Below are 24,579 nucleotides of genomic sequence, written 5' to 3' on the forward strand. Positions count from 1 at the left end.
CAGGTGTATTCCTGAAATAGATAGAAAAGGGGAGTTTCAACTTGGATATTCATACCGAATTTCATCTTGGGCAGCTGGTATTTAATCTGGTCTGTGTCTTTTTGCTCGTATTTTTGAATGGCGTATTTGTCGCAGCGGAATTTTCCCTTGTGAAAGTAAGGCAGACACGCTTAACTCAATTGCAGAGTGAAGGAAATCGTATGGCTGGTTATGCACTGAAGGTGAATAGTAAACTGGATTCCTATCTATCGGCAACTCAGTTCGGGATTACGCTGACATCGCTTGGACTCGGGTGGCTGGGAGAACCGGCCATCTCCGAATTGCTCGTTGAGCCACTCATGTTTAAACTTGGTGTAGGAGATACAGGGCTTATTTCGACCGTGTCGGTCATTATCGGTTTTTGTATCATTACGTTTCTGCATATTGTGCTGGGTGAGCTTGCACCTAAATCGTTGGCAATTCAAAAAACAGACGGAGTGGCATTGTTTTTATCTGCGCCCTTGCTGTTGTTCTACAAAATCTTCTTCCCGTTCATCTGGGTACTGAATGTATCGGCCAATGCATTGCTGCGTCTAGCGGGTATCGAACCTGCCAGTGAAGGCGAAGCTCACTCGGAAGATGAACTTCGTATTCTGATGAAGCAGAGTGCCAAAAGTGGTGTCATCGATAAAGATGAGATCAAACTGATGGACAACATCTTTGATTTCTCCGATATGCTGGCACGTGAAGTGATGCTGCCACGTACAGACATGGATTGTTTGTACACGCATATGTCTTTGGAAGAGAACTTGGAGATCATTAACGCAACCAAACATTCCCGGTATCCCGTAGCAGTAGAAGACAAGGATGAGATCATTGGATTTATACACATCACCGATCTGTTGCTGGCTAAACCGGAGCAACAACATGATCTGGCTTCACTTGTTCGTCCAATCTTAAACGTTCCTGAATCGATGGAAATCAGCCATGTGCTGCGTCTCATGCAGAAGAAACATTCACAGATGACGCTGGTTGTGGATGAATATGGCGGCACAGCTGGATTGCTGACCGCGGAAGAAATTCTGGAAGAGATCGTTGGAGACTTGTATGACGAGTTTGAGGATGAGCGTCCGCATATGGAACGGAGTGGAGATTCATTTTCCGTTGATGGTCGTTCGCTTATTGAAGAAGTTCATAAGTGGACTGGAGCCATCATTGAGGATGAAGAAGTGGATACAATCGGCGGATGGTTGTTTAAAGAGCTTGGGGGCAATCCAACTAAGGGGAAAACGCAGGAGCTGAATGGGTACGTTTTTGAAGTGGAAGAATCGACTCGCTTGCGAATTACCCGGGTTCGAGTGTACAAGCAATCTGTCCATCAAGACATGAATTCGGAAGAAAAACCAGCAGAATAGAACTCGTTGCAGGAGTAAGATAAGACGAGCAAAAGTATAAAATGATGCAGATTACGAAGATCTGCCAGGATGTAAGACCTTTGGACGTTACCTGAAAGGGGAACGAACCGAAGGTCTTTTTTTATTTTAAAGAAGAATTTGGAGAAATTCTGCACATAGTTGAAACGAATTTCGGATTAACTTCGGGGACAGCGTCATATGGATATAGAGACGGGAAGCGGGAAAGAACTCAGTGTTATTCAATATGCACCAACGATGTAATAAGGAGGCGTTGTTTTGTGAAAGATCCGCAGCTTCGTGCTTACGCCCCTTTTGTGGGGCCGTTTGATCCTTGTCCGCCGGTAGCGATTCGGACGTATCTGGTACCTCCGCAGTTATTTATTCCATTTCAGCCCATGGGCTGGCCGCAGTACAGCCCGGCGGAAGCGTTGAGATTGGGAACCTTATGGCCTGCATTATACAGCCCTTATACACCAGCTAGATCAAAGGGAAGGAAGGTGGAAGTGGATGGAACCTGAAGTGCCGAAACCCTGTGACGCTAAATACTACGAATTGCTTGAAGAACTTCAGGCGCTGGATTTCGTGTTGGTGGAACTGAATCTGTACCTGGACACCCATCCGGGAGACTTCCAAAGCATTGAGCAGTACAACAAGTTCAGCCAGGAGCGAATGAGGGTAGCCCATGAATTTCAGCAGTTGTACGGACCGTTGATGAACTTTGGGCATGCTTTCTCCAAGTATCCTTGGGAATGGTCTCAGACACCCTGGCCATGGCAAGTGTGACACATCAGCCTCAGGCTTCCTTGCAGGACTTTAGGGACAGGAAGCCCGAGGGTTAGAAGAAGGGCTGTATTTTAATAACGTAGAGGGAGGCGTCTTACATGTGGGTGTATGAGAAAAAACTGCAATATCCCGTAAGGGTTAGTAAATGTGATCCTCGTATGGCGAAATTGCTGATGGAACAATATGGCGGTGCCGATGGGGAGTTGGCCGCTGCCCTTCGATATCTGAATCAGCGTTATACGATTCCAGACAAGATTATCGGTCTGCTGACGGATATTGCTACAGAGGAATTTTCTCATCTGGAGATGATTGCCACCATGATCTACAAGTTGACCAAGGACGCGTCGGTGAATCAATTGGAAGAAGCGGGACTTGGGCCGAACTATGCTCAACGCGATTCTGCCTTGTTTTATACCAATTCCTCCGGTGTACCCTTTACAGCTGCCTACATTGCTGCAAAGGGTGATCCAATTGCGGATCTGTACGAGGACATTGCAGCAGAAGAGAAAGCCCGGGCTACATATCAATGGTTGATCGACCTGACCGATGACGTGGATCTGCAGGATAGTCTGAAGTTTCTGCGGGAACGGGAGATTGTGCATTCTCTAAGATTCCGCGAAGCCGTGGAGATTCTGAAAGACGATCGGGATACGAAGAAAATTTTCTGAATATTTGATATCGAGGCAGAAGTTCAGCAGTCCAGTAGGGCTGCTTTTTTGTATGAAAAGATAGTATTACTAAATAATTCATTTTAAAATAAAATTACATATAATTATATAATTTACAAATATTGTTGTTAAATGTACTCGCATACTATACAATGAAATTGTAGTTAAAAATTCTATTTAGGAGATGATCATTTTGAGACTTAGTAAAGTTCTTATGTTGACTGCATGTTCCTTTATTCTGACCACTTCCATTTCAAGTGGAGGCGTGTCTGCGGCAAAAGTTCAACCGAATACCAGTACAAATGTATCAGACGTAGTATCTCCTATGCTTGAAAGTAAATTTTTTTCTGTAGTGCATTATTACCCTGTAGGTTTTGGAGTACCGAAATATCTTACGGACTATATTACGCCAGATGGCTATGTAGGAACCTTGGTGTTGGTTAGTTATCATACTGTGGATGGAATTGTTGCTGCAAGATACGAAGGGACCGTTTACAGATAATCAGAAATGGTAGATTAAACCTTCTAGTATTTAAATTCTTATAACAACGCATTTATAATAGAATTGAAAGTAGCAGTTCCAAGATAAAATAATTTGGACTGCTACTTTTCATTTTTAAATCATATTTATTGTGTAATAATATGTAAGTGGTGCTTTTCACAATTATAGATGTTTAATCTCCAATGATAGGGGAGAAAAAGGAAAAAATAAAACCATCCCCGGTATACTACTGGGATGGTTTTATTGGATTTTGAAGTGTATACCTAATATTCAACTACCATGGCAACATTTTGCCACCCGGCTCCAACGGTCCAGAACAGAACTTTGTCACCACGCTGAATCTGACCGGTTGTAACCGCTCGATGTAATGCGATGAACGGACTACTGGTTGAGGTATACCCGAACTCATCTCCGATATAGACGGCAATATCATCACCAATGCCGACGTTCTCGGATACAGCCCGAATGTTACTAATGGATAGTTGGGAGAAGCAGGCGGCTCTGATCTCATCTGGAGCAATCTCGTTACGTGTCAGCAACGTACGAATGGACTCCGAAGCGGCGTCCACACAGATCGAATCATCAAATGGGATGAATTTCACATGAAAGGCACCCGCATCTACACCCGTTTTGGCCAGCTTTGCCAAGCCTTCTGCAGGAAAAAGAGAATTACCATACACACAGGTATCCGTCTGATAGATTGAATCAATGAAACCGACAGCATGTTCATCTCGTTCTACAATAACCGCCGCTGCTGCATCACCGAAATTGGCGAAGTATACGGGATCATCGGGACTGGCGTGAGGAGCCACATAATCAGAGCCGATGATTAATGCGCGGCGAATTCGAGGATTGCCCAGCATCTGCCGGCTAACTTGTTCGAAAGCAGCAGTCATACCCGCGCAGTTGGCGTTGCTGTCAATACAGATCGTGTGAGAAGCTCCGTTAATCAGGCGATGGATCATCAGGGAATTCGTAGGAAAGATGTATTCTGGCGTTTGGCTTGCATAAGCAATCAGATCAATATCTGCACCGGTGAGTCCGGTTTTCTCCAGTAGGTTACTGGCTGCCTCATAGGCCATGCTTAGTGAATTTTCGTCATCGTTGTCAATTTTATAACGTGTATCACGACCAAGTGCCTGTAACAATCCACGAATATCTACACCTCTTGCATCAAAATGTTCAATATAAAAATCATTGTGCACCTTGGTTGCTGGATGATAGATATCGATATCTACAATACGAATTCCGGCCATCTTCATTCTCCTCTTGAGCGGAAGGGTGAACTCACAGCTTGTCCGCCTGGTTTATTAAGTGGTAACGGTAGATATGATTTCGAGATTGTCCAGACCGACTGATCGGCCGAGCCGGGACAATTGCATTTTTAGAATCGCGTTGTTCTCGAGGGTCAACACGACTTTTTTATATTCATCTTTTTTGAACAATTGAAGGCAGCCTTCCAGAAGAGGAACAATCTCCGGAGCAGTAACATTCAACTTTTTGCAATCGATGTTCAGGTCATACTCCTTGGTGTTAATAGAAGCGATCGTATCCTGATAGGCCGAGATGGAACGCAAACCGTCTTCTTGAGAGAAAGAACCCTCCAGTTCAATGTTTAACACCTTGTTTGGAACGTCAGTCTTCAGAATGAAATTTCCCATGTTTGATCTCTCTCCTTTAAATGAGTTAAGGCTATCCTGTTAGTGGATACACAGCCCCATAGGGCCTCTGCTGAAAGCTTCTAAGATGAGAGCTGGTTCGAAGGATAATTTAACCATATTATAAAGGTAGGAATGTAAAAAGATCAATAAAAAAGTCGAATCATGTATAAAAATGTAGAAAAGTGAATTACTGTATTTCGTCCAAGGTGGCAAGCAAAATATTAAATGCACTTATAATGCGTGGAGCACCCACACATGGCGCCAGATGTAGCAATATTCCCTTGAGCTGATCTACAGTTACCCCGACACTCAGAGCCATCGTGTAATGTACGCCCAATTGTTCATACTGTCCTTGGGTGATCAACGAAGAGATGATAGCAACTTCCTTCCATTGATCCGTAATCGTGGTGCGCTGAAAGATATCCCCGTACGCCGTCCCCATAATAAATTCCGACAATTCGGGAAAATGTTCTTTGATGGGTGCGAGAGCTCTTGCGCCGTACTCACCAGATAGTTTCGCGAAACGGTCTAGTCCCTGAGCTACATGTTCACTCATGATATGCTCCTCCTAATTCAAATTTACGGTGCGGTGAGCTGTGGGTGGAATTTCATCTCGATCGGTCAGAAGCTCAATAACAGTTACCTGATTCAACGTCTGGGCTGTGTTCAACGCAGATGAGAATTCAGCAAGAGTCTCTGCTCGAAACGCAACCGCACCGAGAGATTCGGCGAATTTGGCAGCATCCATAGGAACTTCATATAATGTGCCATCGATTCTGCCTGTTGTTTTTTCCATTCCTTTGAGTGCCATGTCCAGTTGTTTGTTGTTAACGACAATGAAAATGACGTTCAGATTGTTGCATACCGCAGTATTGATCTCCGTCCCAAGCATCATGAAACATCCGTCACCGGTGATGCATACAATGGTCTCTCCGGGTGAAGCGGCTTTTGCACCTATCGCCATACCAATGGCGTTCCCCATGCAGGCAAAGTAAGCGTCAAACACAAAGCTGCCTGGTTTCTTGACTTTATATCGCTGAACCGCATGAAATCCATGGCTGCCATCATCAACAAACAGCTTATGATCATACGGAAGCAGATCGCTCATTCCATCTAGTACAGAAGCCAGAGACAGTTGGGGGAGATCTGGTAAAGGGACAGTGTAATCCATGGGTGCTGTGGTTCTCACAGGAGTAGGAAGGTCTTCTAATGTGCCCAGCAAATATTGCAGGTTGTCCTTCAAATCACCGGTGATATGTAAGGTTTGAGCGCTCAGAATCTTGCCTACAAATGTAGGATCAGCGTCAAATTGAATGAGGTGTGCCGGGTGATGTTCAGGCTTCAGATTGCAGAGGGTCATGTCACTTAGACGTGAACCGAGTACGATATAAAGGTCACTTTGGTTCAACATGTCGTCTGCATGCGGGAAACCTCCAACACCACAAGGTCCATGGTACAAGAGATGGTCCCACGCAATCGCTCCTTTTCCACCAGGAGTAGTAATGACGGGAATGTTGAACGATTCGGCCAATTGAAGCAATTCATCATGGGCTCTGGCGCGACTTACACCTTTACCAGCAATAATTAAAGGGCGATTGGATTGTTGAATGAGAGGAAAAATGCGATTCAGATTAGATACGCTAAGCAGAGGTTCCGGTTCGGGAATGACAATCCGGCATTGGGATAACAATTCGGTCTGTACGTCAAAAGGAATACAGAGGTGAACAGGGCCTTTATTAGGGCCGAGTGCAATGGAAAGGGCATGATTCAGCAGTGTGCCGAAGTGATCTCCACGCTCAACCAGTTTGCTGAATAGCGTAGCAGGCCTGAACATTTCGGCCAGATCAGCCAGATAAGAAGAAGAATCCTGACACTGGGGGAGCCCCAGTTCCTGAATGGATTGATGACCCGTAATAAACAGTACAGGCAGATTGTTGGCCTTTGCATGGGCTGCTGCAGTAAGCAGATTGGTTCCGCCCGGACCGGATGTGGCAAAGGCAACGCCGAGTTTACCTGTCTGTAATGCATAACCGGATGCGGCAAAACCTGAGCTGGATTCATGACGGCCTGGAATGAACTCTAATCCGTAATCCACCATTTTCAGTACAGCAGGACAGATGGATTTACCAATAATACCAAAGACATGAGTAACGCCTAGATTACGCAGAGTTTCTGCCAAATAGTCCGCAACTGTTCTCATGCGGGACACCTCGCTTCATGAAATAGGTTATTAGAACCATACGCATATTCCATTTATTGAATGCAAGTTACAGTCTAAGGTTGTAAGAGGAAATATTCATTGTTATTAGGAAGAGTATCTTTTTTTGTGGTTTTTTGTCAACCTGTTTTTGTGAGTCTAAATTCCTGATTCTTAAGTTGGTAACGCTTTAAGTATTGCTGGATAAAGTAAAAATAATTGGTTATATATCCCTGCAACGAATTACCCAATCACAACGAAGTTACAAATAATGTAAAAAAATGACTGTAAATGATGAATTTCAGCCTCTAATAGCGACTTGAAAGCTAGAGGTTTATTTTTTTTCGTATCAATGCATCACATTCGCAATTCTTTGCTTTCTGCTATACTGGAAAGGAATTGGGAGGGGATGGAATGACAGTCATCAAGATGGCTCTGATTGGGCTGGGTAAAATGGGACTACATATGGTTCATCTAATCGAGAATACCAAGATGGACACGGAGATTGAGATTGTAGCGGTGTGTGATGCGAATGAGGAAGGTTTGGCGTCTTTTGCAGCTTCTCATCGGGGAGTTAGGACATATACGGATTACAAGCAATTGATGAATGAACATCAGATTGATCTGCTGTATATTGCAGTTCCTCCGAAATTTCATTATCCGGTTGTCATGGAAGCGCTGGAGCGCAAAATTCATGTATTCTGTGAGAAACCACTTGCCAATAGTGTAGAAGAAGCCAAAAAGATGCTGGATGCAGCAGAGCAGGCGGGCGTTGTTCATGCCATCCATTTCTCGATGCCGCATGAACCTTCCGTGCTGAAGTTGCAAGAGATGATTGAGCAGGGTACAGTGGGGACAATTCGCAAAATAGATCTCATTTTGCAATTCCCGCAGTGGCCACGATCATGGCAACAGAATGCATGGATTACGAGCCGGGAACAGGGTGGATTTATTCTTGAAGTGGGGATTCACTGGATTCATATGATTCAAAAGGTGTTTGGTGCCATCCGGGTTGTTAGCACTCAGGTTCAATATCCTGAGAATGGTGACTGTGAACTAGAAGTACAGGCTGCAATGGAACTGGAAGACGGAACCCGAATTCAGCTGAACGGCATCTCTCAATTTGCCGGGGAAGAACGTGTATCCATGGTGGTGTACGGTGCGAAGGGCACGATTGCCTTGGAAAATTGGGAAGAATTGAAGACGGGCCTGGTGGGACAGCCACTTTCTCCAGTGGAAGTGCTTGAATCCGCCAGTGAATTGCCGGTTCTTAAACATGTCATTGCCCGTATACAAGGCAAACCAGCTAAGATATATGATTTTAACGATGGGTATCAGGCACAATTGGTACTGGAAGCGCTACGGAACACGGAACAATCGAGATAAGAAAAGGAGTGCTTAGGTTTTTTCATATGAGGTGCCCGGTGCACCTTTTCCTGATTCAGCTCTCCTTAACACAAAGAAGCATCGCAGAGGCTCGGGTGAGTCTGTCTGCGATGCTTCTTTCCTTTGATATATGTTCATGATACAGCTATTTAGAACTCGATCAGTATGTTGATTCAGTTCAAGCCAGCTTGAATTGCTTAACCAGCTGATCAAGTGCATCGGACATTTCATTCAACTGCTTGGACGTGTCAGACATTTCCTGCAGAGAAGCAAGTTGTTCCTCCGTCATCGCAGATACTTCTTCCGTGGCTGATGCAGTATCTTCCACAACAGCCGATACTTCATTAATGGACTTCATCACAGCCTCACTACCGGAAGTTAACTCCTCGACAACAGCAGATACCTCCAGAACTTCACCACTGAGGTTATGAATATGCTGAGTAATGGTTGAAAAAGCATTACCTGCATCCTCAATGGTCCGCAACCCTTCATTCACATGTAGCGTGCTCTCATCAACCACCTGCACCGTACTTTGAACACCTGCTACCACGGTTTCCAATATACTTGTAATCTCTTTGGCTGATGTTGCACTTTGGTCTGCAAGATTACGGATTTCCGCGGCAACGACAGCGAAGCCGCGTCCATTATCCCCAGCGCGGGCAGCTTCGATTCCGGCGTTAAGTGCAAGCAGATTGGTTTGTCTCGCAATACCTGACATTGAATCTGCAATGTTGATCACTTGATCAGACATCTTCGAAATTTCATTAATGGCTTCCTGTACAGAGAGGAAGGATTGCTCAATGGAACTCATTTTACCTACAGCATTATCAATGCGCTGTTGCCCATCCACGGCAATGGATTCGGTACGAACTGCACGGCCTGCCACATCACTTGCCGAGGAGGCGACACGATTAAGCCCGTTGAGGGATTGCTGCATCGCAGCTACCATGGTTTGCGTAAGAGCAACCTGTTCATCAGCGCCTTCAGCGACACGTTCCATGGCAGTGGCAACTTCTTTTCCTGCAAGATGGCTATCGGCAACCCCTTTATCTAATCGATTCGAAGCTGTGCTCAGAATCATGGCATTGCTCTGAACATCCAGCATCATTTGCTGCAAACCAGTGAGCATTGTATTGGCCGCCTCCGCGAGTTCACGAGTTTCGTCTTTCATTGGCGTAGCGATTCTCAGTGTCAGGTCGCCATTGGAAGAACCGATGTCATTTAATGCCTGCTTTACGGTACGAATATTTCTAACAATGGCACGTGACAGGACCAAAGCAGTGATGAACGAGATAATGGCCACAACGATAAGTGCCCCATATAGTTCCAAGTTCAGTAGTGTGTTTTTTTGCTTCAGTGCTTCTGTACGGTTATCGGTTAACGTATGCTCGTTGGTTCGAAACGTATCGAGAGCAGTCCGAATCTGGTCCATGTCTCTTTTACCTGGATCATCTGCGAAAAAATCTCGAATGGCCTGTGTATTATTGGCTTGGCGAAGGGCGACCATAGGTTCACCAGCGACCTGGACCCAGTTCTCCATATTAGTATGTATGTCTTCCAAAAGTGCAAGTTGAGCCGGATTATCCGAAATTAAAGCAGCAAGTTCATCTCTGAGTGTAATAAGTTGCTCTTTTCCTTGGGTGTAGGGATCGAGATAATTGTCCTGACCCGTGATGATGTAACCGCGTTGACCTGTCTCCATATCTACCATGTTTCTTTCGAGTTCATAGGTGAGGGCGTGTACCCTCATATCGTGATCGACCAGAAAATCCAGTTCCCGTTGGAGCTGACTTGTGCTGTTCTGAATCAGCAGGATGCAACCAGCCAGTACAGCCAGTACGAGTAAATATCCTAATCCGATCTTATAAAAAATCTTAAAGGTCTTTCGCTTTTTCATGTTTGTTATTCCTCTCTATGGGGTATATGTAGTTGTCGAAAAAAACGGAAATGTGATAATTGTAGGTCTTTAGATTAGGTGTCTAAAGAACTATTTTTTAGTATTATACGTAAAGGAACTTCTTTTGTATATAGTTTGTTTAACTACAATATAACGTTCGGTTGATGCTGTATAAGGTTGGGGTTGATGATGTTTTACAATCGTAGGTTTACACGTTCAAACGTTATGTTTATCATGGGAAGGGAACGATTCCAATTACATATACAATATCCCAATCCGAAAGGAACATTGGACATGAATAAAGAGAAGGTATTGCTCAAACCGGAAGCGATGATTTTTGACATGGATGGTACGCTGTTCCAAACAGAGACCCTGTTGTTGCCAGCTTACCAGCAACTATTTGATACATTGCGTGCCGAAGGGCACTTTGAAGGAGAAACTCCACCCGAGGAACGGATGCTGGGAAGTTTGGGCATGTTGCTCGAAGATATATGGAAAGTGGTTATGCCTGAGGCATCGGAAGCGGCACATCGCCGGGCAGACGAACTGTTGCTTCAACTGGAGATTGAGGGGCTTGATCAAGGAAGTTCCCAATTGTATCCTGGGGTGAAAGAAACACTGCAATCATTAAAACAACAAGGAGTGCGTCTTTTTGTCGCAAGTAACGGGCTGGAGGACTATGTGAAGGGTGTGGCGTTTGCACACGAGATTATGCCTTTCTTTGAAGGGGTATACAGTGCAGGCCAGTACAAGACTCCTTCCAAAATTAATCTGGTGCAGATCCTGCTTGAGAAACATCGTATTCAGGACGCATGGATGGTAGGGGATCGCTCTTCTGATGTGGAAGCGGGTAAAATGAACGGTCAGGCGGTCATCGGCTGTGCCTATGCCGGGTTTGGTCGTGATGAGGAGCTTGCAGGCTCAGATGTGCTCATCTCTGATTTTACAGAACTGCTGCGTCTGTATGATGAAGCAGAGTAGCCTCTACGCCGTATACGTTTACTGAGATTTAAGATTACGAACCACATGATATGAACCTGTAGACTCAACGGAAATTCGTTGAATACAGGTTTTTTTATATGATCATGCAGTCACATTCTCCCCTGTAGAAAGTTGATTTCCCTATCCCGCTTTCCTCCATATTCCCTCTATACTTCATTCAAAAGCTATAGGGGGTCCGATTCTGGTGAAACCATCCAAAATACATGCCTATATGTTCATCTTTCCAAGTCTTTTTTTAACTGTTGTATTCGGGATCTATCCGCTGTTATGGGCGCTGCGTTACATGTTCTATGATTATCAAGGCATCGGGATGCCTGTCTTCATCGGGCTTGATAATTTTGGACGAATTTTGCGTGACGGCCAATTCTGGGATTCTGTAGGCAACACGGGTGTGTATGCCCTGGGTAAACTCGTTGTTACGATTCCACTGTCGTTAACTTTGGCGATTATTCTGAATCGTAAATGGAGAGGGCGATCCCTCTTTAGGGCGATCTATTATCTTCCCACTATTTTTAGCGCTTCGGTCATGGCGATTGTATTTTTTATTATTTTCAACTCCTATAACGGAATATTGAACCAATTGCTGCTTAAGTATCATGTGATCTCCGAACCGATCGGCTGGCTGGGAGCTGAGCATGCTATGCTGACGACCATTATCATTGCCATCTGGGGTGCTGTGGGGAACTATATGTTGTTGTTCATTGCCGGTCTCCAGAGCATTCCCGAAGAGCTCTACGAGGCGGCATCACTGGATGGAGCCAGTGAGTTTCAGAAGCTGCGTAATGTGACGATTCCTTTGCTTGGTCCTGTTCTGCAGATGATTATCATGCTGGCGATTACCACGGCGCTGAAAGGTTACGAGAGTATTATGGTGCTGACCGAAGGGGGGCCGTATGGCAAAACAGAGGTGATGTATCTGTATTTGTTCAAACTGTTGTTTCCCGTGTCGGCTGACACACAATCACTCCAGCAGCTCGGTTATGGCAGTGCAGTTGGTTTCACAACGGCTCTCATCGTAGGGGCTGTGACGCTCATTTATTTCCGTATATCCAAAAAGCTAAATGATGTCTATTAATCCCTATCAGGAGGAAACGATGATGACTCAAAACGTACTTGCGCCCTCAGGGTCTCCCCAACTCATTCGCTGGACCAAACGAACGGTACTTTGGTTGTTTTTGATCGCAATCGCTCTGCTGTCGCTGTTCCCCATCATACTTGTATTGCTCGGTTCCTTCAAAACAAACCAGGAATTGACCGGAGGAGCTACCATCTGGCCGAAGATTTGGCAGTTCTCCAACTATGCTCAGGCTTGGAAAACCGCCAATTTTTCGGGTTTTACGATGAACAGCGTGTTTGTTAGCATCAGTACAACAGTTGGCACACTGCTGGTAGCTTCGATGTCAGCCTACGCTGTGGATCGAGTGAATTTCAAAGGGAAAAAGGGGTACACCCTGCTCATGGCATCCACTCTGTTTATTTCCATAGGCGCGGTTGTGCTGCGTCCGCAATTTGACCTCATGGTCAAGCTGGGGCTGAATACCACGTTGTGGGGCGTTATTATTATATTGATCAGCGCACACGCTGCCACATACTTTATTCTGATTGGTTTCTTCAAGAGCATCCCGCGCGAACTGGATGAAGCGGCGATGATTGATGGCTGTAATTTTTTCACCACATACTGGCGAATTATTCTTCCACTCCTGCGGCCCGGACTCGCCGTTGCAGGTCTGGGTGTATTCCAGAGTTCATGGAATGAATATATTCTTCCTTTTGTGTTCACCATGAGCAATCCGGACTTGCAGACTTTGCCGGTTGGGCTGGCTAATCTGCGATATGGCATCGGAGCTGCGGCTGAGGTCCAACTGATGATGGCCGGAGCCTGTCTGTCCATTTTGCCACTGCTCATCGTTTATATTTTTGCCAACAAATCATTCATGCAGGTGACCTTGGGAGCTGTGAAAGGATAGGCGTGAGCACAATCATGGAAACGGTTTTACGGGTTATTCCACTGTGCTATACTCATTTTAATTCACAGCGGACGGGCCAAGCCGTGTTCAAGGAGCGAGCGCCGATGATATTCAACTTTTATAAAATGTCCCTGAAAAAAAGAATACAGCTGCTGTACATTTTTCTCGTTGTCTTGTGCATCAGTGTGACCGGGATATGCTCTTATCTCTTTGCTGCACGAAGCATTGAGCAGAATGCACTTGAACTGAAACAAAGCATTCTGAACAAATCAGTGCAGGTTATGGATGAACATCTGAGGCACATTGTTGTATCCTCTTTTTCTTTTATGCTCAATGAAACGTTCACCCAGGTCATGAAGGACGTGGGAAAAAATAACACATCTCATTATTATCAGAATCTCTCGCTGCTGCAAACATCGTTTGCTCAATTGAAGCTCGTAGAGCCACTGATTGATACCGCATATCTGACAACACCCATCGGTGATTTTTTCTCGACCAAAGATTTTCCGAATCGCAATAACTCGTTCAACAAGGAATACGGACGCTACGTGAAGCTACAAGGCTGGAATACGATGTGGTTTGGTTCACATCAGAGTCAGTTATTCCAATCCCAAGGAAATGTGTTATCTCTGTTGCTCAAACCCATTGTGATCGATAATCATACCTATTCGAATGTATATATGGTCGTCAATATGAAGGAAGAGGCGATGCGAGACATTCTGACGCAGGATCTCATGAATAACCAGATTCAACTGTTTTTGCTGCACAAAAACGGAAATGAAGTCATTCGGCCCAGGTCCCAAAATTACGATTTCATTATGGAGCCTGACTTTACCCAGCAGTTTAGCCGTGGCGATGCTGGGGATTTTACCTACAGGAACGATCAGGGGGAGGACATGCTTGTTAACTATTCGGGATTGTCGATGAACGAGGATTGGGTCATCGTAAGTGTACAGTCCAAGGCTGACTTGTTGTCCCCCCTACAAAAGATACGCTGGCTGATCATCCTGATCATGTTGTTTTGCATCTTGCTCGCACTCGGGTTGTCCAGCCTGGTGGCCTCCGCTCTGCTGAAGCCACTGAACAAACTGCGACGCCTGATGGTTGAGGTGGAGTCCAATGATCTGGATGTACGGTTTCGCAGCAAGTATGACGATGAAGTCAGCGCTGTAGGGCATCGTTTCAATCGGATGTTGGACCAGATTCAGATTCTGTTTGAAGAAGTACGGACAACGGAGCAAGACAAACGGCGGTTTGAAGTCAAGGCGCTTCAGGCGCAGGTTGATCCTCATTTCCTCTACAATACGCTTAATACGATGTTCTGGAAAAGTGAGAGCGGAGAGAAGAAGGATGTAAGTGAGATGATCGTCTCCTTATCCTTATTATTCCGTCTGGGACTGAATGATGGGAAAGACATCACCAGTGTGGAGCAGGAGATCAAACATGTCGAACAATACATGCAGCTTCAGCAAAAATGTTACGAGGATCTGTTCGTTTATCGGATTGAGGTGGGGGACCCCTCTTGTTACGCTGTTGGTATTTTAAAAATATTACTTCAGCCCTTGGTGGAGAATTCCATCCTGCATGGATTCAATGATAAAGAAGATTTGGGTGTTATCATCATCCGCATTGATCGTCAGGGTGACACACTACGGCTGGAGGTGGCTGACAATGGATGTGGTATGGATGTAGCCAGCATCTATGCTGAGGATGTTCCTGACGGGGGACGCAAAGGTTATGCCCTATCCAATCTCCATGGCAGATTAAGCCTGCACTATGGGGATGTGGCCTCAATTGTATTTCATAGCAGTACAGATGTGGGAACAACGGTTGTTATCACGATTCCGATCACCTGAGGAGGGGCAGTATGGGACAATTGACGATGTGTGTTATGGATGATATCCAGGCAGTTGTAAAGGGCATATCTTCAACTATTCCGTGGGAAGATCATCAGGTTCGGATTGTAGGCACGGCGGGAAATGGAGAGCGCGGTTGGTCCTTGTTGCTGGAGCAGCAACCCGACATCGTGATTAGTGATATCAGGATGCCCAAGTTGAGCGGGCTGGAGCTAATGAAGCGGGCATTGGATGCCGGACTGCGAGCCAAATTTATTTTCATCAGTGGTTATTCGGATTTCCAATATGCACAGGAGGCCATCAAGCTGGGTGCATCCGATTATTTACTCAAACCGTTTACCCCTGAAGAAATACTCGGTGCGGTGTTGAAGGTAAGACAGGTGATTAAGGAAGAACAGGCACAGTGCAAACAGTTGGAACAGTTGGAGCAGAAGGTGGAGAGCAGCAGCCAGTACGAGCGTCACAGCTATCTACTGGGTTTGTTGCGTCATGAAATCGGGGGATTCCTGAATGAAAGTCGCTGGAACGAGCTGCATATTGATCTCGATTCCTCCAATCTTATCGTCATGGTTATCGAGGTGGATGGTTATACGCGATATGGATACACGATGCATCTGGATGCCGAAATCGTTCCTTTTGCGGTTCAAAATATTGTTGGAGAAACCATAAACCGCTATACCAAAGGCGTTGTTTTACGGGAAAACCGATACCGGCTTGCAGCCATATTGAACACACCAAGCCAGATCGACGTCTCCGATCTACTGGAGCAATGCCGCCAAAATGTGGAGCGATTCAGCAAAAAAACAGTCTCGATTGGTGTGGGTACGATTGCCCGCAGACCACAGGAAATTTGGACGTCCTACGCACATGCAGATCAGGCGATATCCTATCGTTTTTACAGTGAAGGCAATTGCATCCTCCAGTATGCTGAACTGGAGAATCAGGCCTGTGTGGCTCCGATATATCCTCTGGAGAAGGAGAAAGAGCTCTTTTATGCACTGAAATGTGGTAATGAGAGCACCTGTCACCGCATCATTGATGAAATTCTCGAAGAATGGCAGGTTTCCGAAGGTTTTCCCGAGCCACTCACGATGATTCGTTTGCTGTCTGGACTGGCTTTTGCTATCTACCGTGCCTTTTGTGATGAGATTACAGCAGAGGAACGCTTGCGTTTGGAGGCCGACCTGACAGTGCTTGAGGCGATGCGTTCCTTGACGTTTGAGGGCTGGAGGGGATATATCAAACATTTTAGCAGTATGGGTTGCGAGATTATGGACAAAAAACGACTCACCGATGTCAAACAGGCGATTAGCAAGGCGCAGGAATATATCAGTCTGAATCTTGCAGAAAATCTGACGCTGCATGCCTGTGCCCAATCCGTACATTTAAGTCCGAGTTACTTTGCCAATGCCTTCAAAAAGGAAACGGGCATAACGCCGATTCAATATATTACTAAGATGAGGATGGAAAAGGCCAAAGAATTGCTGGTTGCAGGTGTACAGGTGCAAGAGATCTGCCAGAGGCTGGGTTATGAGGACAGGCCTTATTTCAGCGGTTTGTTCAAGAAATATTGCGGTATGACACCAACCTGCTTCCGACAAATGTATGAGAATTGAAACCGATACGGATCGTCATTTTTCCCACCATGCAAAGTCAGAATGTCCCTCACCTCCATGAAAGCGTAGCGATTATCATTACGTTAACGGATAACCAAACGGGTTGTCCAGACAAGCATAAGGGGGCATATCAATGGTTAAAAAGTGGATGGTGACTACGCTAAGTGCATTGCTGGCGCTAAGTTTGGCAGGTTGTTCTGCTGACAGTGGTACTTCGGCAAATAGCGAATCGGGGACCAGCGGGGAGAATGCCGGAGGGAAAACCAAAATCATATATTGGACACCGGACCGCCATGATGCTGATTTTATGAAATCCAAGATCGATGAGTTCAACCAGACGAACAAGGACAACATTGAAGTGGAGATGACCGTGATGGGGGACAACTATCCACAGGCGGTCGATATTGCTTTTGCCAGCAAGCAGGCACCCGATGTGCTGCAAGTTAATGATTTTCAGACGTATTATCAGAAGGGGTATCTCGCCCCGATCGATGGATACATGAGTGATGAGATGAAGGCCGTATTTAAAGACAGCTTGATTGAAAATAAAAACACGATTGATGGAAAAATATATTCCCTCCCCAATACAGGGCAGGTCTGGCGGCTTGTGTATAACAAAGATATTTTCAAAAAGGCAGGGATCGAGAGTCCGCCAAAAACGTTGGCTGAGATGGTTGCGGATGCCAAAAAAATTACCGAAGTTGGTAAAAGTGAAGGCATCTATGGCTTTGCCAGCCCATTCAAGAGCAGCAGCGGCTTCTGGAGAGCAGCCAATACGATTGCAGGTGCAAGCAATAATGTTGGTATTGATGGTTACAACTACAAGACTGGTCAATTTGATTTTGGGATGTACAAGGATATCGCAATGGCGCTTCGTCAGATGAATCAGGATGGCAGCATGCTGCCAGGGGTTGAAAGTCTGGACATCGATCCACTCAGAGCCCAGTTTGCTCAAGGCAAAATCGGAATGTACATTAACCACTCCGGTGAACCAGGTGTATATAAAGATCAGTTTCCTACAAAAGAAAATTGGGCAGCCGCTCCTGTACCAACTAATGATGGAACGATCAAGGGCGCTTCACAAGTCATCGGGGGCTCCTACATCGGCATCAATGCAGATTCTGCCAACAAGGAAGCGGCATGGAAGTTTATGGAGTATGTGTACAGCACAGATCTTCAGAGTGAGTATTACGAAAAAGGATACGGAATCTCACTGATTCCTGCTGTACTAAGCTCTGACAAAAAACCAAGCATTCCGGGCATTGAAGGTTTCCTGCCCAAACGATATGATGCCATTTTCCCGGCAAATCCAAGTGTGGTGACCGAGAGTTCACTGGAAGGCACCAAATGGGGTGAGGCTTTTTCAATCTTTGTATTCACGGGTGGCGATCTCGATGCTGTGATCAAGGATCTGGATACAAGGTATAATGCAGCTCTGGAGAAAACCAAAGCGGCAGGGCTGACCAACATAACTGCTGATCCTTCGTTTGATTCTTCCAAACTTCAGGGTAAATTGTCCACAGAAGACTAATAAACGTTCATAGCGGCCGTGGTTTAACGACTTCGGTCGCTTATTCACAAGGAAAGGGGAAAAGCAAAATGATTATTAATCATGCGTCTATCGATGCACATATCGTGAACGAAACGAGTTCCCGGAAGATCTTGGGTATGGGCGGTACATTAATGATGGTGGAGGTTACCTTTGCTAAAGGTGGTATTGGAGAAGTTCACTCCCATGATGCGCACGAGCAGGTCAGTTATATCGTCAAAGGCAGCTTTGAGGTTCAGGTCGGTGAAGAAACTCGCATCTTAAAAGCAGGGGACAGCTTTTATGCCGGTTTTAACGTCCCGCATGGGGTCAAGGCACTGGAGGACTCCGTCATTCTGGATGTGTTTACGCCGTTCCGTCAGGATTTTCTTGAGGCGTCCCAATGAGCGATTTTTACCTTTCGGCAACAGACCTGCAACGGGCTACCCAATATTATGAAAAACATTTTCCGGAAGAAGCCCGAAATTCGCTCACGATTGCCAATCGTGCCATCCTGAATGAATTTATCGTTCCTTATACCAACGATCTGAATCGCTGGATTCCGATGGGGACACCTGTGGACTGGCTTCACAACCCGACCGATGATCTGGAGTTCACATGGGGCATCAATCGACACTGGCATATGCTCGATCTGGGCAAGGCGTATCTGATGAAGGGCAATCCGCTATATGTAACAGCATTTATTGACCACTTCCGTAGCTGGAGACAGCAAAACCCGGTACCTGTAAATCTGTTTTACGACGAGGCTGTGTTCTTTCAAAAACCCGGTCCGTGGCGCCTGCTGGAGACGGGACTACGTGTGCAGTCCTGGATATCGGCATATAAATATATGGAAGCGAGTTCACTGATAGACGAAGGCTTTCAGGCGGAGTTTCTACAAGGTTTGGACGAGCACGCCGAGTTTTTGACCCGTTACCTCGGCAGCACGGAAATCAATCATGCCATTATGCATATGCAAGGGTTGTTCATGATCGCTACGTTCTACCACCAGCACCCGCGAAGTCCATACTGGCGTCAAGTGGCGATGGAACGTCTTGAGCTGTGTTTGCTGCATCAGTTGGGTGAAGAAGGGATACAGGTTGAACTGACAACACATTACCACAATGCCAGCATCGAAATGTTTGGCACACCTTATCGGTTGGGTGAGATTTCAGGACATCCTTTCTCGGCATGGTATGCCCGCTGTCTACGCCAAATGGCCGCATTTACTGAGGCGCTGATCCGACCAGATCATCAGTCTACCGGTATTGGTGATTCGGATTGGGTTGGCGATGGACGACAACGACTGACCCTGCTTGGCGCGATCCTGGACGATGATGATTTGATGGCTCGCGGAACGGATAGCTCGGAGTGTCTCTGGTTGCTGGGTGTGGAAAAATATGAGCGATGCCTCAGACTACAGGCTTCCTCTTCTCCGGTGTTGTCGAGCCGAGCCTTTCCGCAGACAGGATATTATGTCATGAGGGACAAGTATCACTATCTTTTTTTTGATGCGGCTGCCATGGGCGGAGCACACGGACATGCGGATGCGCTGAATGTGGAGTGGATGTGGAAGAACCAGCTTTTCTTCACGGACACTGGACGTTATACGTATGAAGAAGGGAAATGGCGTCGGTATTTCAAAAGTACGCGGGCGCACAATACCGTCACGGTGGATGGTCTGGATCAGACACCTTATCTCTCCACACAGCAATGGGGAGAACCGGAGGCTCAGGCCACAACGTTACGTTGGGAGAGCAATGACACCTATCACTTCATTGATGCTTCACAGGATGGATATACACATTTGCCAGATCCAGTTACACACCGTCGGTGGATGCTGGCAGGGGTGGAGATCCCTATACTACTAATTGTGGATTGGCTGGAGGCAGAAGCAGAGCATACTCTGGAGCAACGTTTTCACCTGCATCCGCAAGCGGATATTGCGTTGAGAATGAATGAAGCTGGAGAAATGACAGCGGATATGAGCTATGAGGCATCTTCCATAACGCTGACGATGCAATGGGTTACGGCAGGCATCGGGAAGGGAGCCTTCGCGTTGACGGAGCAGCCCGGCTGGGTATCTGAGGTGTATGGTTCCAAGTCGGAAACATCGGTCATCCAGGGCAAGACTGATTTCTCGGGTAAAGTGGGTATTCTGACGTTGTGCCTGCCCGCAGATCATACAGACCAGGTTACACGTGTAACCACATGCCAACTGGAACCTGACCTGATGAGATTGGCATTATCTTATGTGCAAGGTGAGGAAATAGGGTATATTGTGATTGACAACGACACGCTGCAATGGTCGAAAGAACAGAAATAAAAACAGTGAAGCAGGAGCAGATGCTCGCACTTGGCGAACATAGACTCCTGCTTTTTCTTCACTCACTTGGCTTTATTTTTTCTTTTTACTCTGGGTGATTTTTGCGTAACGGGCTTGGGACTGGCTGGCTTTCTGGCCGTTCCGGGAGGTCTGTTGCGATATACCCATAAGGCATACTCCAGCGGCTGAGTGATGGCTTTATAATAGATATCCCGCTCCCCGATGCGAGCGAATACTTCACGTGCAGGTTTGGGGTTAACTTCAAGCAGGTAGATACGCCCGCTTCTGTCAATCGCCAAATCCAGTGCCAACTCACATAGGTTCCCATACGTATCTTCCAGAAACGAAGCAACATCAATGCCGAATTTCTCTGCAGTTGTGTTAATTTCTGCCCGGAGGTCGTCATCTTCGATCCATTGCTTCATGAGTCGGTCCATCGCTATTGCCTGACCGCCGCCATGCAGATTGGAGGTTACGCTTTTTTCTGCACCCATGCGTCCAGCACATCCAGTAAGCTCCCATTGTCCTTCTCCGTTCTTCTGAACGAGCATGCGATAATCATGCACACGTCCATTCGGAAGCTGAAGTTGAATGCCCTTTTGTACAAGATACTTGTCTTTCATGTTCCAGTGCTGGAGCAACGCGCCAAGTCGTGATAAATGAACTTTACGTGGAGTGATGATACGACGCTTCTGATCCCGCCCTTGAACAAGCACTGTATTAGCCTCGCTACTGCTGCGTTCAATGCGCAGAATACCACGTCCGCCTGTTCCATTAATGGGTTTGAGATAGACCAGAGAAGAAACTTTAAGCATCCGGTTTACATCGGACATATCCTGAAATAGAGCGGTTTCCGGCAGGTGTTCACGAAAGTTGGCTTTTTGCAAAAGGGTCTGGTGGATGGTCCATTTATTGCGCAGTGGCCTGTTCAGAAAGAGCAGATGCCCATATTTCTCACGAAAAGCAAGCAATTGCTGGAACCTTCGGTTACGCTGTATCCGGCAGCGATCAAAGATCAGGTCCGGGAATGATCGCCACTCCCTGGACCAGCCTTTTCCCTCATGAAAAACCATGGCTTCAATTTGTTTGCCGCCGGGGTGTACGTCGGCTGGTGTGAATACATAGATATCGAGTCCCCGCTTGCGCCCTTCAAGAATCATTCTGCGATAAACGCTTCGTTCTTCAAGAGCGCGATGTTCATTTAAGTACAACGTCATAATGCCCAGAACAGGTGAGGACACAAACAATCACCTTCTTTTTGCAGTATTCCTGTCTATCATCGTTTGGACTGACGGGCAAGATAAGCGCTGTAGTGAAATATACGTTCCAATGACCGCCGTCTGATCTGTGGTTCATCAAACTTCATGGGCTTTGCATTGGCTTCGAAGAACCAGAGTTCCCCCAGGTCATCAATGCCCAGATCCATGGACATTTCTCCGAGCGTGTAACCTGATCCCCGTTCTACCTGTCTTGCGATCATTAATGAAGTGGATTTCACACGTTTCATCAGGGTTGTTGACATTTCTTCGCCAAAAAGCTCGGTCAGCAGCTTCTCAGGGTCTTCTACGCTCCCGCCGCGCGGCACATGAGTTGTAATGCTACGGGAGCCAGCAAGTCTCGCTCCTACACCGGTTACGCTCCATTGGCCCTTGGTGTTCTTTTGTACAAGAACACGCAAATCGAAGGGGCGTTTACGAGAGGATGCCAGTTCAATGCCTTGTTGCATGATATAGGGCGTATGTCCGGTTTCTTTGCGAATTCGTGCCCATAACTTGGCAAGTGTAGATGCTTTATAGGTCGTGCTTCTACGTGTGGTTTGTATTTTGAGACGATAGGGAAGCCGTTCTTTTTCCTGAAATTTAAGCATCATGATTCCTTTACCAGCTTTGCCGCTCTCGGGCTTAAGGTACAGATAAGGATACGCCCGTAGAACGGCACCCAGAGAAGAAGCACTTCGCATCCGCCGAGTATAAGGGATCAGTTGCTGAGTCGATTTGGATTTCCTGAGCCATTCGAACAGATCCCATTTGTTGAAAAAGAATGGGTTATACAGTTCGATTCCTGATTGCATGCATTCGTCAATTTTACGCTGCACGGAAGGTTTTCCTTCGTCTTCCCGGTTGGGAATACGATTGTACAGAACATGGGGAAGGGGGAAAGGTTGTGAAACCCACTTTCCACTCCCCTTGTTGTACGTATATCCTTTCACGGTGGGACCACTCACGTTCAGATCCCGTACAGTTACAATGTACACCACGTATCCCATGCTCTCGCCTGTCTGTAAGATATCTTGAAAATTTTGATGATTTCCCCTGAACATACGCTGTTTATCATGCATGGTCAAAACAGCAATGACAGGTTTGAAATCATCATGAAGGGTCATCAAATCTCTTCCTTCTTCCGGAACTTGCTCAAATACAGGCAGTGTTCCAAGATGTGCTCCACCGACGATTTGCCCTCCACCCGGAGTGAAGGGTGACGGAAAATGGAGCGCCCGGGTTTGGCGTTCGCTTCGAACATCCATACATGTTCCTCCTGATCAATGCCCAGATCAAAGCCAATCTCACCAATCAGATGCTGGTGCTGGGTTTCAATCGCCTGGGCCAGTGTAATAGCGACGGATTTGGCATGCTGAAGAACTTCTCCCGCACGATCGCCGAAGTTGCGACTGAGCGCCTGCTCAGGAGTCATTAGGGAGCCGCCATTTTTGATGTGTGTTGTGACGCTGCCACGTCCTGCCTTTTTGGCTCCAATTCCGACAACAACCCATTGATTGTTACCATTTTTGTGCATGTGAAAACGGAAATCAATTGGACATTCATCAATCTCAATTAGGCGTATTCCCTGCTGAACTACATATCCGCGTAACTGTTTACCATGTCTTCCCTGAAGCATGCGCATCAGACTGTTGAAGGACCCAAAACGCAGGAGTGCATTACCGCCTTTTTTGCGATAACGTGCGAAATATCCACGTTTGGGCGAATAAGTCAGGCGGTAGATCCCGTTCCCCAGACTTCCTGCAGTAGGCTTATAGTAGACGAACTGATGGCGTTCCAACATTTCCTTCATCTGTTCAACGGAAGGATTGGTAATCGATTCAGGGATATACCGTCCTGCTGCCGGCTCGTTCTCCAGCAACGTATAGATATCCGATTTGTTGAAGAAGCTCCAGTTGAAGAACGGAATTTTTCGGCGAACAAATCGTTCCCGCAGCTGGTTGATTGCTGGTGAGAAGTCTGAACGACGGCTTGGTAACCGGTTGTAGACAACATCGGGCAGAGGTACGGTTCTGCGGGTAAAGCTTCCGTTATCATTCAGGAAAAAACCCGATACCGTCTCGTTCTGCCAATTGATATCCCGAGGAGTAAAAGCGTAAATGTAGGATTTACGGCTGCCTTCACGGAGTAACTGTTTGATGAAACCAGTACGGGAACCGAATGGATTCGTGCTCGTCGCAGGCCCATCAGAGAGTACGCCGATCAGTGGACCTAACTGGACCTCATCATTTTGCAAATTCCGGAGATAAATACTGCCCCGTTTGGGAACGTTCATCATATTACGGATACCTGAAGCGAGATACAGATGTTTACCTGCTTTTTTGATTGGTTTGATCGTTGCAGGTACCCGGTCACGCCCGAAGCGAAGGTGCACCGTTTTTTTGCCGGACAGGTTGAGGCTCTTCATTAAAGCGTTGGATACATAAACCACTTTATCCGGTTGCTTGGTGAAATGCAGATTGCAAAAGGTCAAACTCATGATTTATCCTCCTATCCTGAAAAGATCCTTGGGCTCCATG

Annotated in this window: 22 protein-coding genes; 14 read left to right on the forward strand and 8 right to left on the reverse strand. The window is 46.3% G+C overall.

The features are described 5' to 3' along the window. The first annotated feature begins 41 nt into the window (after positions 1-41). From MHI48_RS09645 to MHI48_RS09665, 5 genes are all read left to right on the forward strand, one after another. Positions 42-1,394 (forward strand): hemolysin family protein, encoded by a 1,353-nt coding sequence (locus MHI48_RS09645; RefSeq protein WP_076327013.1) that lies wholly within the window; start codon positions 42-44, stop codon positions 1,392-1,394. Between the two features lie 278 nt (positions 1,395-1,672). After that, positions 1,673-1,912, forward strand: coding sequence for a spore coat associated protein CotJA (locus tag MHI48_RS09650; RefSeq protein WP_036609912.1), 240 nt, complete (start codon positions 1,673-1,675; stop codon positions 1,910-1,912). After that, a complete protein-coding gene (locus MHI48_RS09655) occupies positions 1,902-2,177 on the forward strand; it encodes a spore coat protein CotJB (protein WP_036609910.1) in 276 nt (91 codons plus the stop codon). Before MHI48_RS09650 ends, MHI48_RS09655 begins: the two co-directional genes overlap by 11 nt. A 98-nt stretch (positions 2,178-2,275) precedes the next feature. Next, the gene (locus MHI48_RS09660) at positions 2,276-2,845 is read left to right on the forward strand and encodes a manganese catalase family protein (protein ID WP_036609908.1); all 570 of its coding nucleotides are present in this window, start codon (positions 2,276-2,278) and stop codon (positions 2,843-2,845) included. 193 nt (positions 2,846-3,038) lie between these two features. Continuing rightward, positions 3,039-3,347 carry a hypothetical protein gene (locus MHI48_RS09665; protein WP_076327012.1) on the forward strand — a complete coding sequence of 103 codons (309 nt, stop codon included), beginning with the start codon at positions 3,039-3,041 and terminating at the stop codon, positions 3,345-3,347. A gap of 263 nt (positions 3,348-3,610) precedes the next feature. Here MHI48_RS09665 and MHI48_RS09670 read toward each other — a convergent pair whose 3' ends face one another. The 4 genes from MHI48_RS09670 to MHI48_RS09685 form a co-directional block, all read right to left on the reverse strand. Then, entirely contained in the window at positions 3,611-4,603 is a 993-nt protein-coding gene (locus tag MHI48_RS09670) for a 3-oxoacyl-[acyl-carrier-protein] synthase III C-terminal domain-containing protein (RefSeq protein WP_076327011.1), read from the reverse strand. A 54-nt stretch (positions 4,604-4,657) separates the two neighbouring features. Then, positions 4,658-5,008: a hypothetical protein gene (locus tag MHI48_RS09675; RefSeq protein ID WP_036609902.1), complete on the reverse strand. Its 351-nt coding sequence runs from the start codon at positions 5,006-5,008 to the stop codon at positions 4,658-4,660. Positions 5,009-5,195: 187 nt separating this feature from the next. Continuing rightward, positions 5,196-5,564, reverse strand: a complete 369-nt coding sequence (locus MHI48_RS09680; RefSeq protein ID WP_017689521.1) for a carboxymuconolactone decarboxylase family protein — start codon at positions 5,562-5,564, stop codon at positions 5,196-5,198. 12 nt (positions 5,565-5,576) lie between these two features. Further along, positions 5,577-7,208 (reverse strand): thiamine pyrophosphate-binding protein, encoded by a 1,632-nt coding sequence (locus tag MHI48_RS09685; RefSeq protein ID WP_076327009.1) that lies wholly within the window; start codon positions 7,206-7,208, stop codon positions 5,577-5,579. A 411-nt stretch (positions 7,209-7,619) separates the two neighbouring features. Between MHI48_RS09685 and MHI48_RS09690 the strand changes: the two genes are divergently transcribed. Next, entirely contained in the window at positions 7,620-8,591 is a 972-nt protein-coding gene (locus MHI48_RS09690; protein WP_076327008.1) for a Gfo/Idh/MocA family protein, read from the forward strand. Positions 8,592-8,769: 178 nt separating this feature from the next. On the opposite strand, the gene MHI48_RS09695 is transcribed toward MHI48_RS09690, so the two are convergent. Next, positions 8,770-10,488, reverse strand: coding sequence for a methyl-accepting chemotaxis protein (locus MHI48_RS09695; protein ID WP_076327007.1), 1,719 nt, complete (start codon positions 10,486-10,488; stop codon positions 8,770-8,772). Between the two features lie 294 nt (positions 10,489-10,782). On the opposite strand from MHI48_RS09695, the gene MHI48_RS09700 reads away from it, so the two are divergent. From MHI48_RS09700 to MHI48_RS09735, 8 genes are all read left to right on the forward strand, one after another. Continuing rightward, a complete protein-coding gene (locus tag MHI48_RS09700) occupies positions 10,783-11,469 on the forward strand; it encodes an HAD family hydrolase (RefSeq protein WP_076252725.1) in 687 nt (228 codons plus the stop codon). A gap of 205 nt (positions 11,470-11,674) precedes the next feature. Next, complete coding sequence (locus MHI48_RS09705; RefSeq protein ID WP_076327006.1) at positions 11,675-12,565, forward strand: carbohydrate ABC transporter permease; 891 nt, start codon at positions 11,675-11,677, stop codon at positions 12,563-12,565. Between the two features lie 22 nt (positions 12,566-12,587). Then, on the forward strand, positions 12,588-13,457 hold the full coding sequence (locus MHI48_RS09710) for a carbohydrate ABC transporter permease (RefSeq protein ID WP_076327005.1): 870 nt from the start codon (positions 12,588-12,590) through the stop codon (positions 13,455-13,457). Between the two features lie 104 nt (positions 13,458-13,561). Continuing rightward, the gene (locus MHI48_RS09715) at positions 13,562-15,313 is read left to right on the forward strand and encodes a sensor histidine kinase (RefSeq protein WP_076327004.1); all 1,752 of its coding nucleotides are present in this window, start codon (positions 13,562-13,564) and stop codon (positions 15,311-15,313) included. An 11-nt stretch (positions 15,314-15,324) separates the two neighbouring features. Further along, entirely contained in the window at positions 15,325-16,929 is a 1,605-nt protein-coding gene (locus tag MHI48_RS09720) for a helix-turn-helix domain-containing protein (RefSeq protein ID WP_076327003.1), read from the forward strand. Positions 16,930-17,062: 133 nt separating this feature from the next. Next, a complete protein-coding gene (locus MHI48_RS09725) occupies positions 17,063-18,460 on the forward strand; it encodes an ABC transporter substrate-binding protein (RefSeq protein ID WP_076209112.1) in 1,398 nt (465 codons plus the stop codon). 68 nt (positions 18,461-18,528) lie between these two features. Next, complete coding sequence (locus MHI48_RS09730) at positions 18,529-18,864, forward strand: cupin domain-containing protein (protein WP_036669940.1); 336 nt, start codon at positions 18,529-18,531, stop codon at positions 18,862-18,864. Further along, complete coding sequence (locus tag MHI48_RS09735; protein ID WP_076327002.1) at positions 18,861-20,783, forward strand: alginate lyase family protein; 1,923 nt, start codon at positions 18,861-18,863, stop codon at positions 20,781-20,783. The genes MHI48_RS09730 and MHI48_RS09735 overlap by 4 nt, the downstream gene beginning before the upstream one ends. 62 nt (positions 20,784-20,845) lie before the next feature. On the opposite strand, the gene MHI48_RS09740 is transcribed toward MHI48_RS09735, so the two are convergent. From MHI48_RS09740 to MHI48_RS09750, 3 genes are read right to left on the reverse strand one after another with little or no spacing between them, the layout of a single operon-like run. Then, complete coding sequence (locus MHI48_RS09740; protein ID WP_143781367.1) at positions 20,846-22,024, reverse strand: YheC/YheD family protein; 1,179 nt, start codon at positions 22,022-22,024, stop codon at positions 20,846-20,848. Positions 22,025-22,059: 35 nt separating this feature from the next. Then, entirely contained in the window at positions 22,060-23,166 is a 1,107-nt protein-coding gene (locus tag MHI48_RS09745) for a YheC/YheD family protein (protein ID WP_036669946.1), read from the reverse strand. After that, positions 23,166-24,539: a YheC/YheD family protein gene (locus MHI48_RS09750; RefSeq protein WP_036609869.1), complete on the reverse strand. Its 1,374-nt coding sequence runs from the start codon at positions 24,537-24,539 to the stop codon at positions 23,166-23,168. The genes MHI48_RS09745 and MHI48_RS09750 overlap by 1 nt, the downstream gene beginning before the upstream one ends. Positions 24,540-24,579 lie beyond the last annotated feature (40 nt).

The organism is Paenibacillus sp. FSL H7-0942 (assembly GCF_045040715.1).
Lineage (GTDB): Bacteria > Bacillota > Bacilli > Paenibacillales > Paenibacillaceae > Paenibacillus > Paenibacillus amylolyticus.

Excerpts from the sequence above, each read along its gene's own strand:
- MHI48_RS09655 (WP_036609910.1), top strand. The coding sequence starts at position 1,902 with ATGGAACCTGAAGTGCCGAAACCCTGTGACGCTAAATACTACGAATTG.
- MHI48_RS09660 (WP_036609908.1), top strand. The coding sequence starts at position 2,276 with ATGTGGGTGTATGAGAAAAAACTGCAATATCCCGTAAGGGTTAGTAAA.
- MHI48_RS09670 (WP_076327011.1), bottom strand. The coding sequence starts at position 4,603 with ATGGCCGGAATTCGTATTGTAGATATCGATATCTATCATCCAGCAACC.
- MHI48_RS09675 (WP_036609902.1), bottom strand. The coding sequence starts at position 5,008 with ATGGGAAATTTCATTCTGAAGACTGACGTTCCAAACAAGGTGTTAAAC.
- MHI48_RS09680 (WP_017689521.1), bottom strand. The coding sequence starts at position 5,564 with ATGAGTGAACATGTAGCTCAGGGACTAGACCGTTTCGCGAAACTATCT.
- MHI48_RS09685 (WP_076327009.1), bottom strand. The coding sequence starts at position 7,208 with ATGAGAACAGTTGCGGACTATTTGGCAGAAACTCTGCGTAATCTAGGC.
- MHI48_RS09690 (WP_076327008.1), top strand. The coding sequence starts at position 7,620 with ATGACAGTCATCAAGATGGCTCTGATTGGGCTGGGTAAAATGGGACTA.
- MHI48_RS09695 (WP_076327007.1), bottom strand. The coding sequence starts at position 10,488 with ATGAAAAAGCGAAAGACCTTTAAGATTTTTTATAAGATCGGATTAGGA.
- MHI48_RS09700 (WP_076252725.1), top strand. The coding sequence starts at position 10,783 with ATGAATAAAGAGAAGGTATTGCTCAAACCGGAAGCGATGATTTTTGAC.
- MHI48_RS09710 (WP_076327005.1), top strand. The coding sequence starts at position 12,588 with ATGACTCAAAACGTACTTGCGCCCTCAGGGTCTCCCCAACTCATTCGC.
- MHI48_RS09715 (WP_076327004.1), top strand. The coding sequence starts at position 13,562 with ATGATATTCAACTTTTATAAAATGTCCCTGAAAAAAAGAATACAGCTG.
- MHI48_RS09720 (WP_076327003.1), top strand. The coding sequence starts at position 15,325 with ATGGGACAATTGACGATGTGTGTTATGGATGATATCCAGGCAGTTGTA.
- MHI48_RS09725 (WP_076209112.1), top strand. The coding sequence starts at position 17,063 with ATGGTTAAAAAGTGGATGGTGACTACGCTAAGTGCATTGCTGGCGCTA.
- MHI48_RS09730 (WP_036669940.1), top strand. The coding sequence starts at position 18,529 with ATGATTATTAATCATGCGTCTATCGATGCACATATCGTGAACGAAACG.
- MHI48_RS09735 (WP_076327002.1), top strand. The coding sequence starts at position 18,861 with ATGAGCGATTTTTACCTTTCGGCAACAGACCTGCAACGGGCTACCCAA.
- MHI48_RS09745 (WP_036669946.1), bottom strand. The coding sequence starts at position 23,166 with ATGACCCTTCATGATGATTTCAAACCTGTCATTGCTGTTTTGACCATG.
- MHI48_RS09750 (WP_036609869.1), bottom strand. The coding sequence starts at position 24,539 with ATGAGTTTGACCTTTTGCAATCTGCATTTCACCAAGCAACCGGATAAA.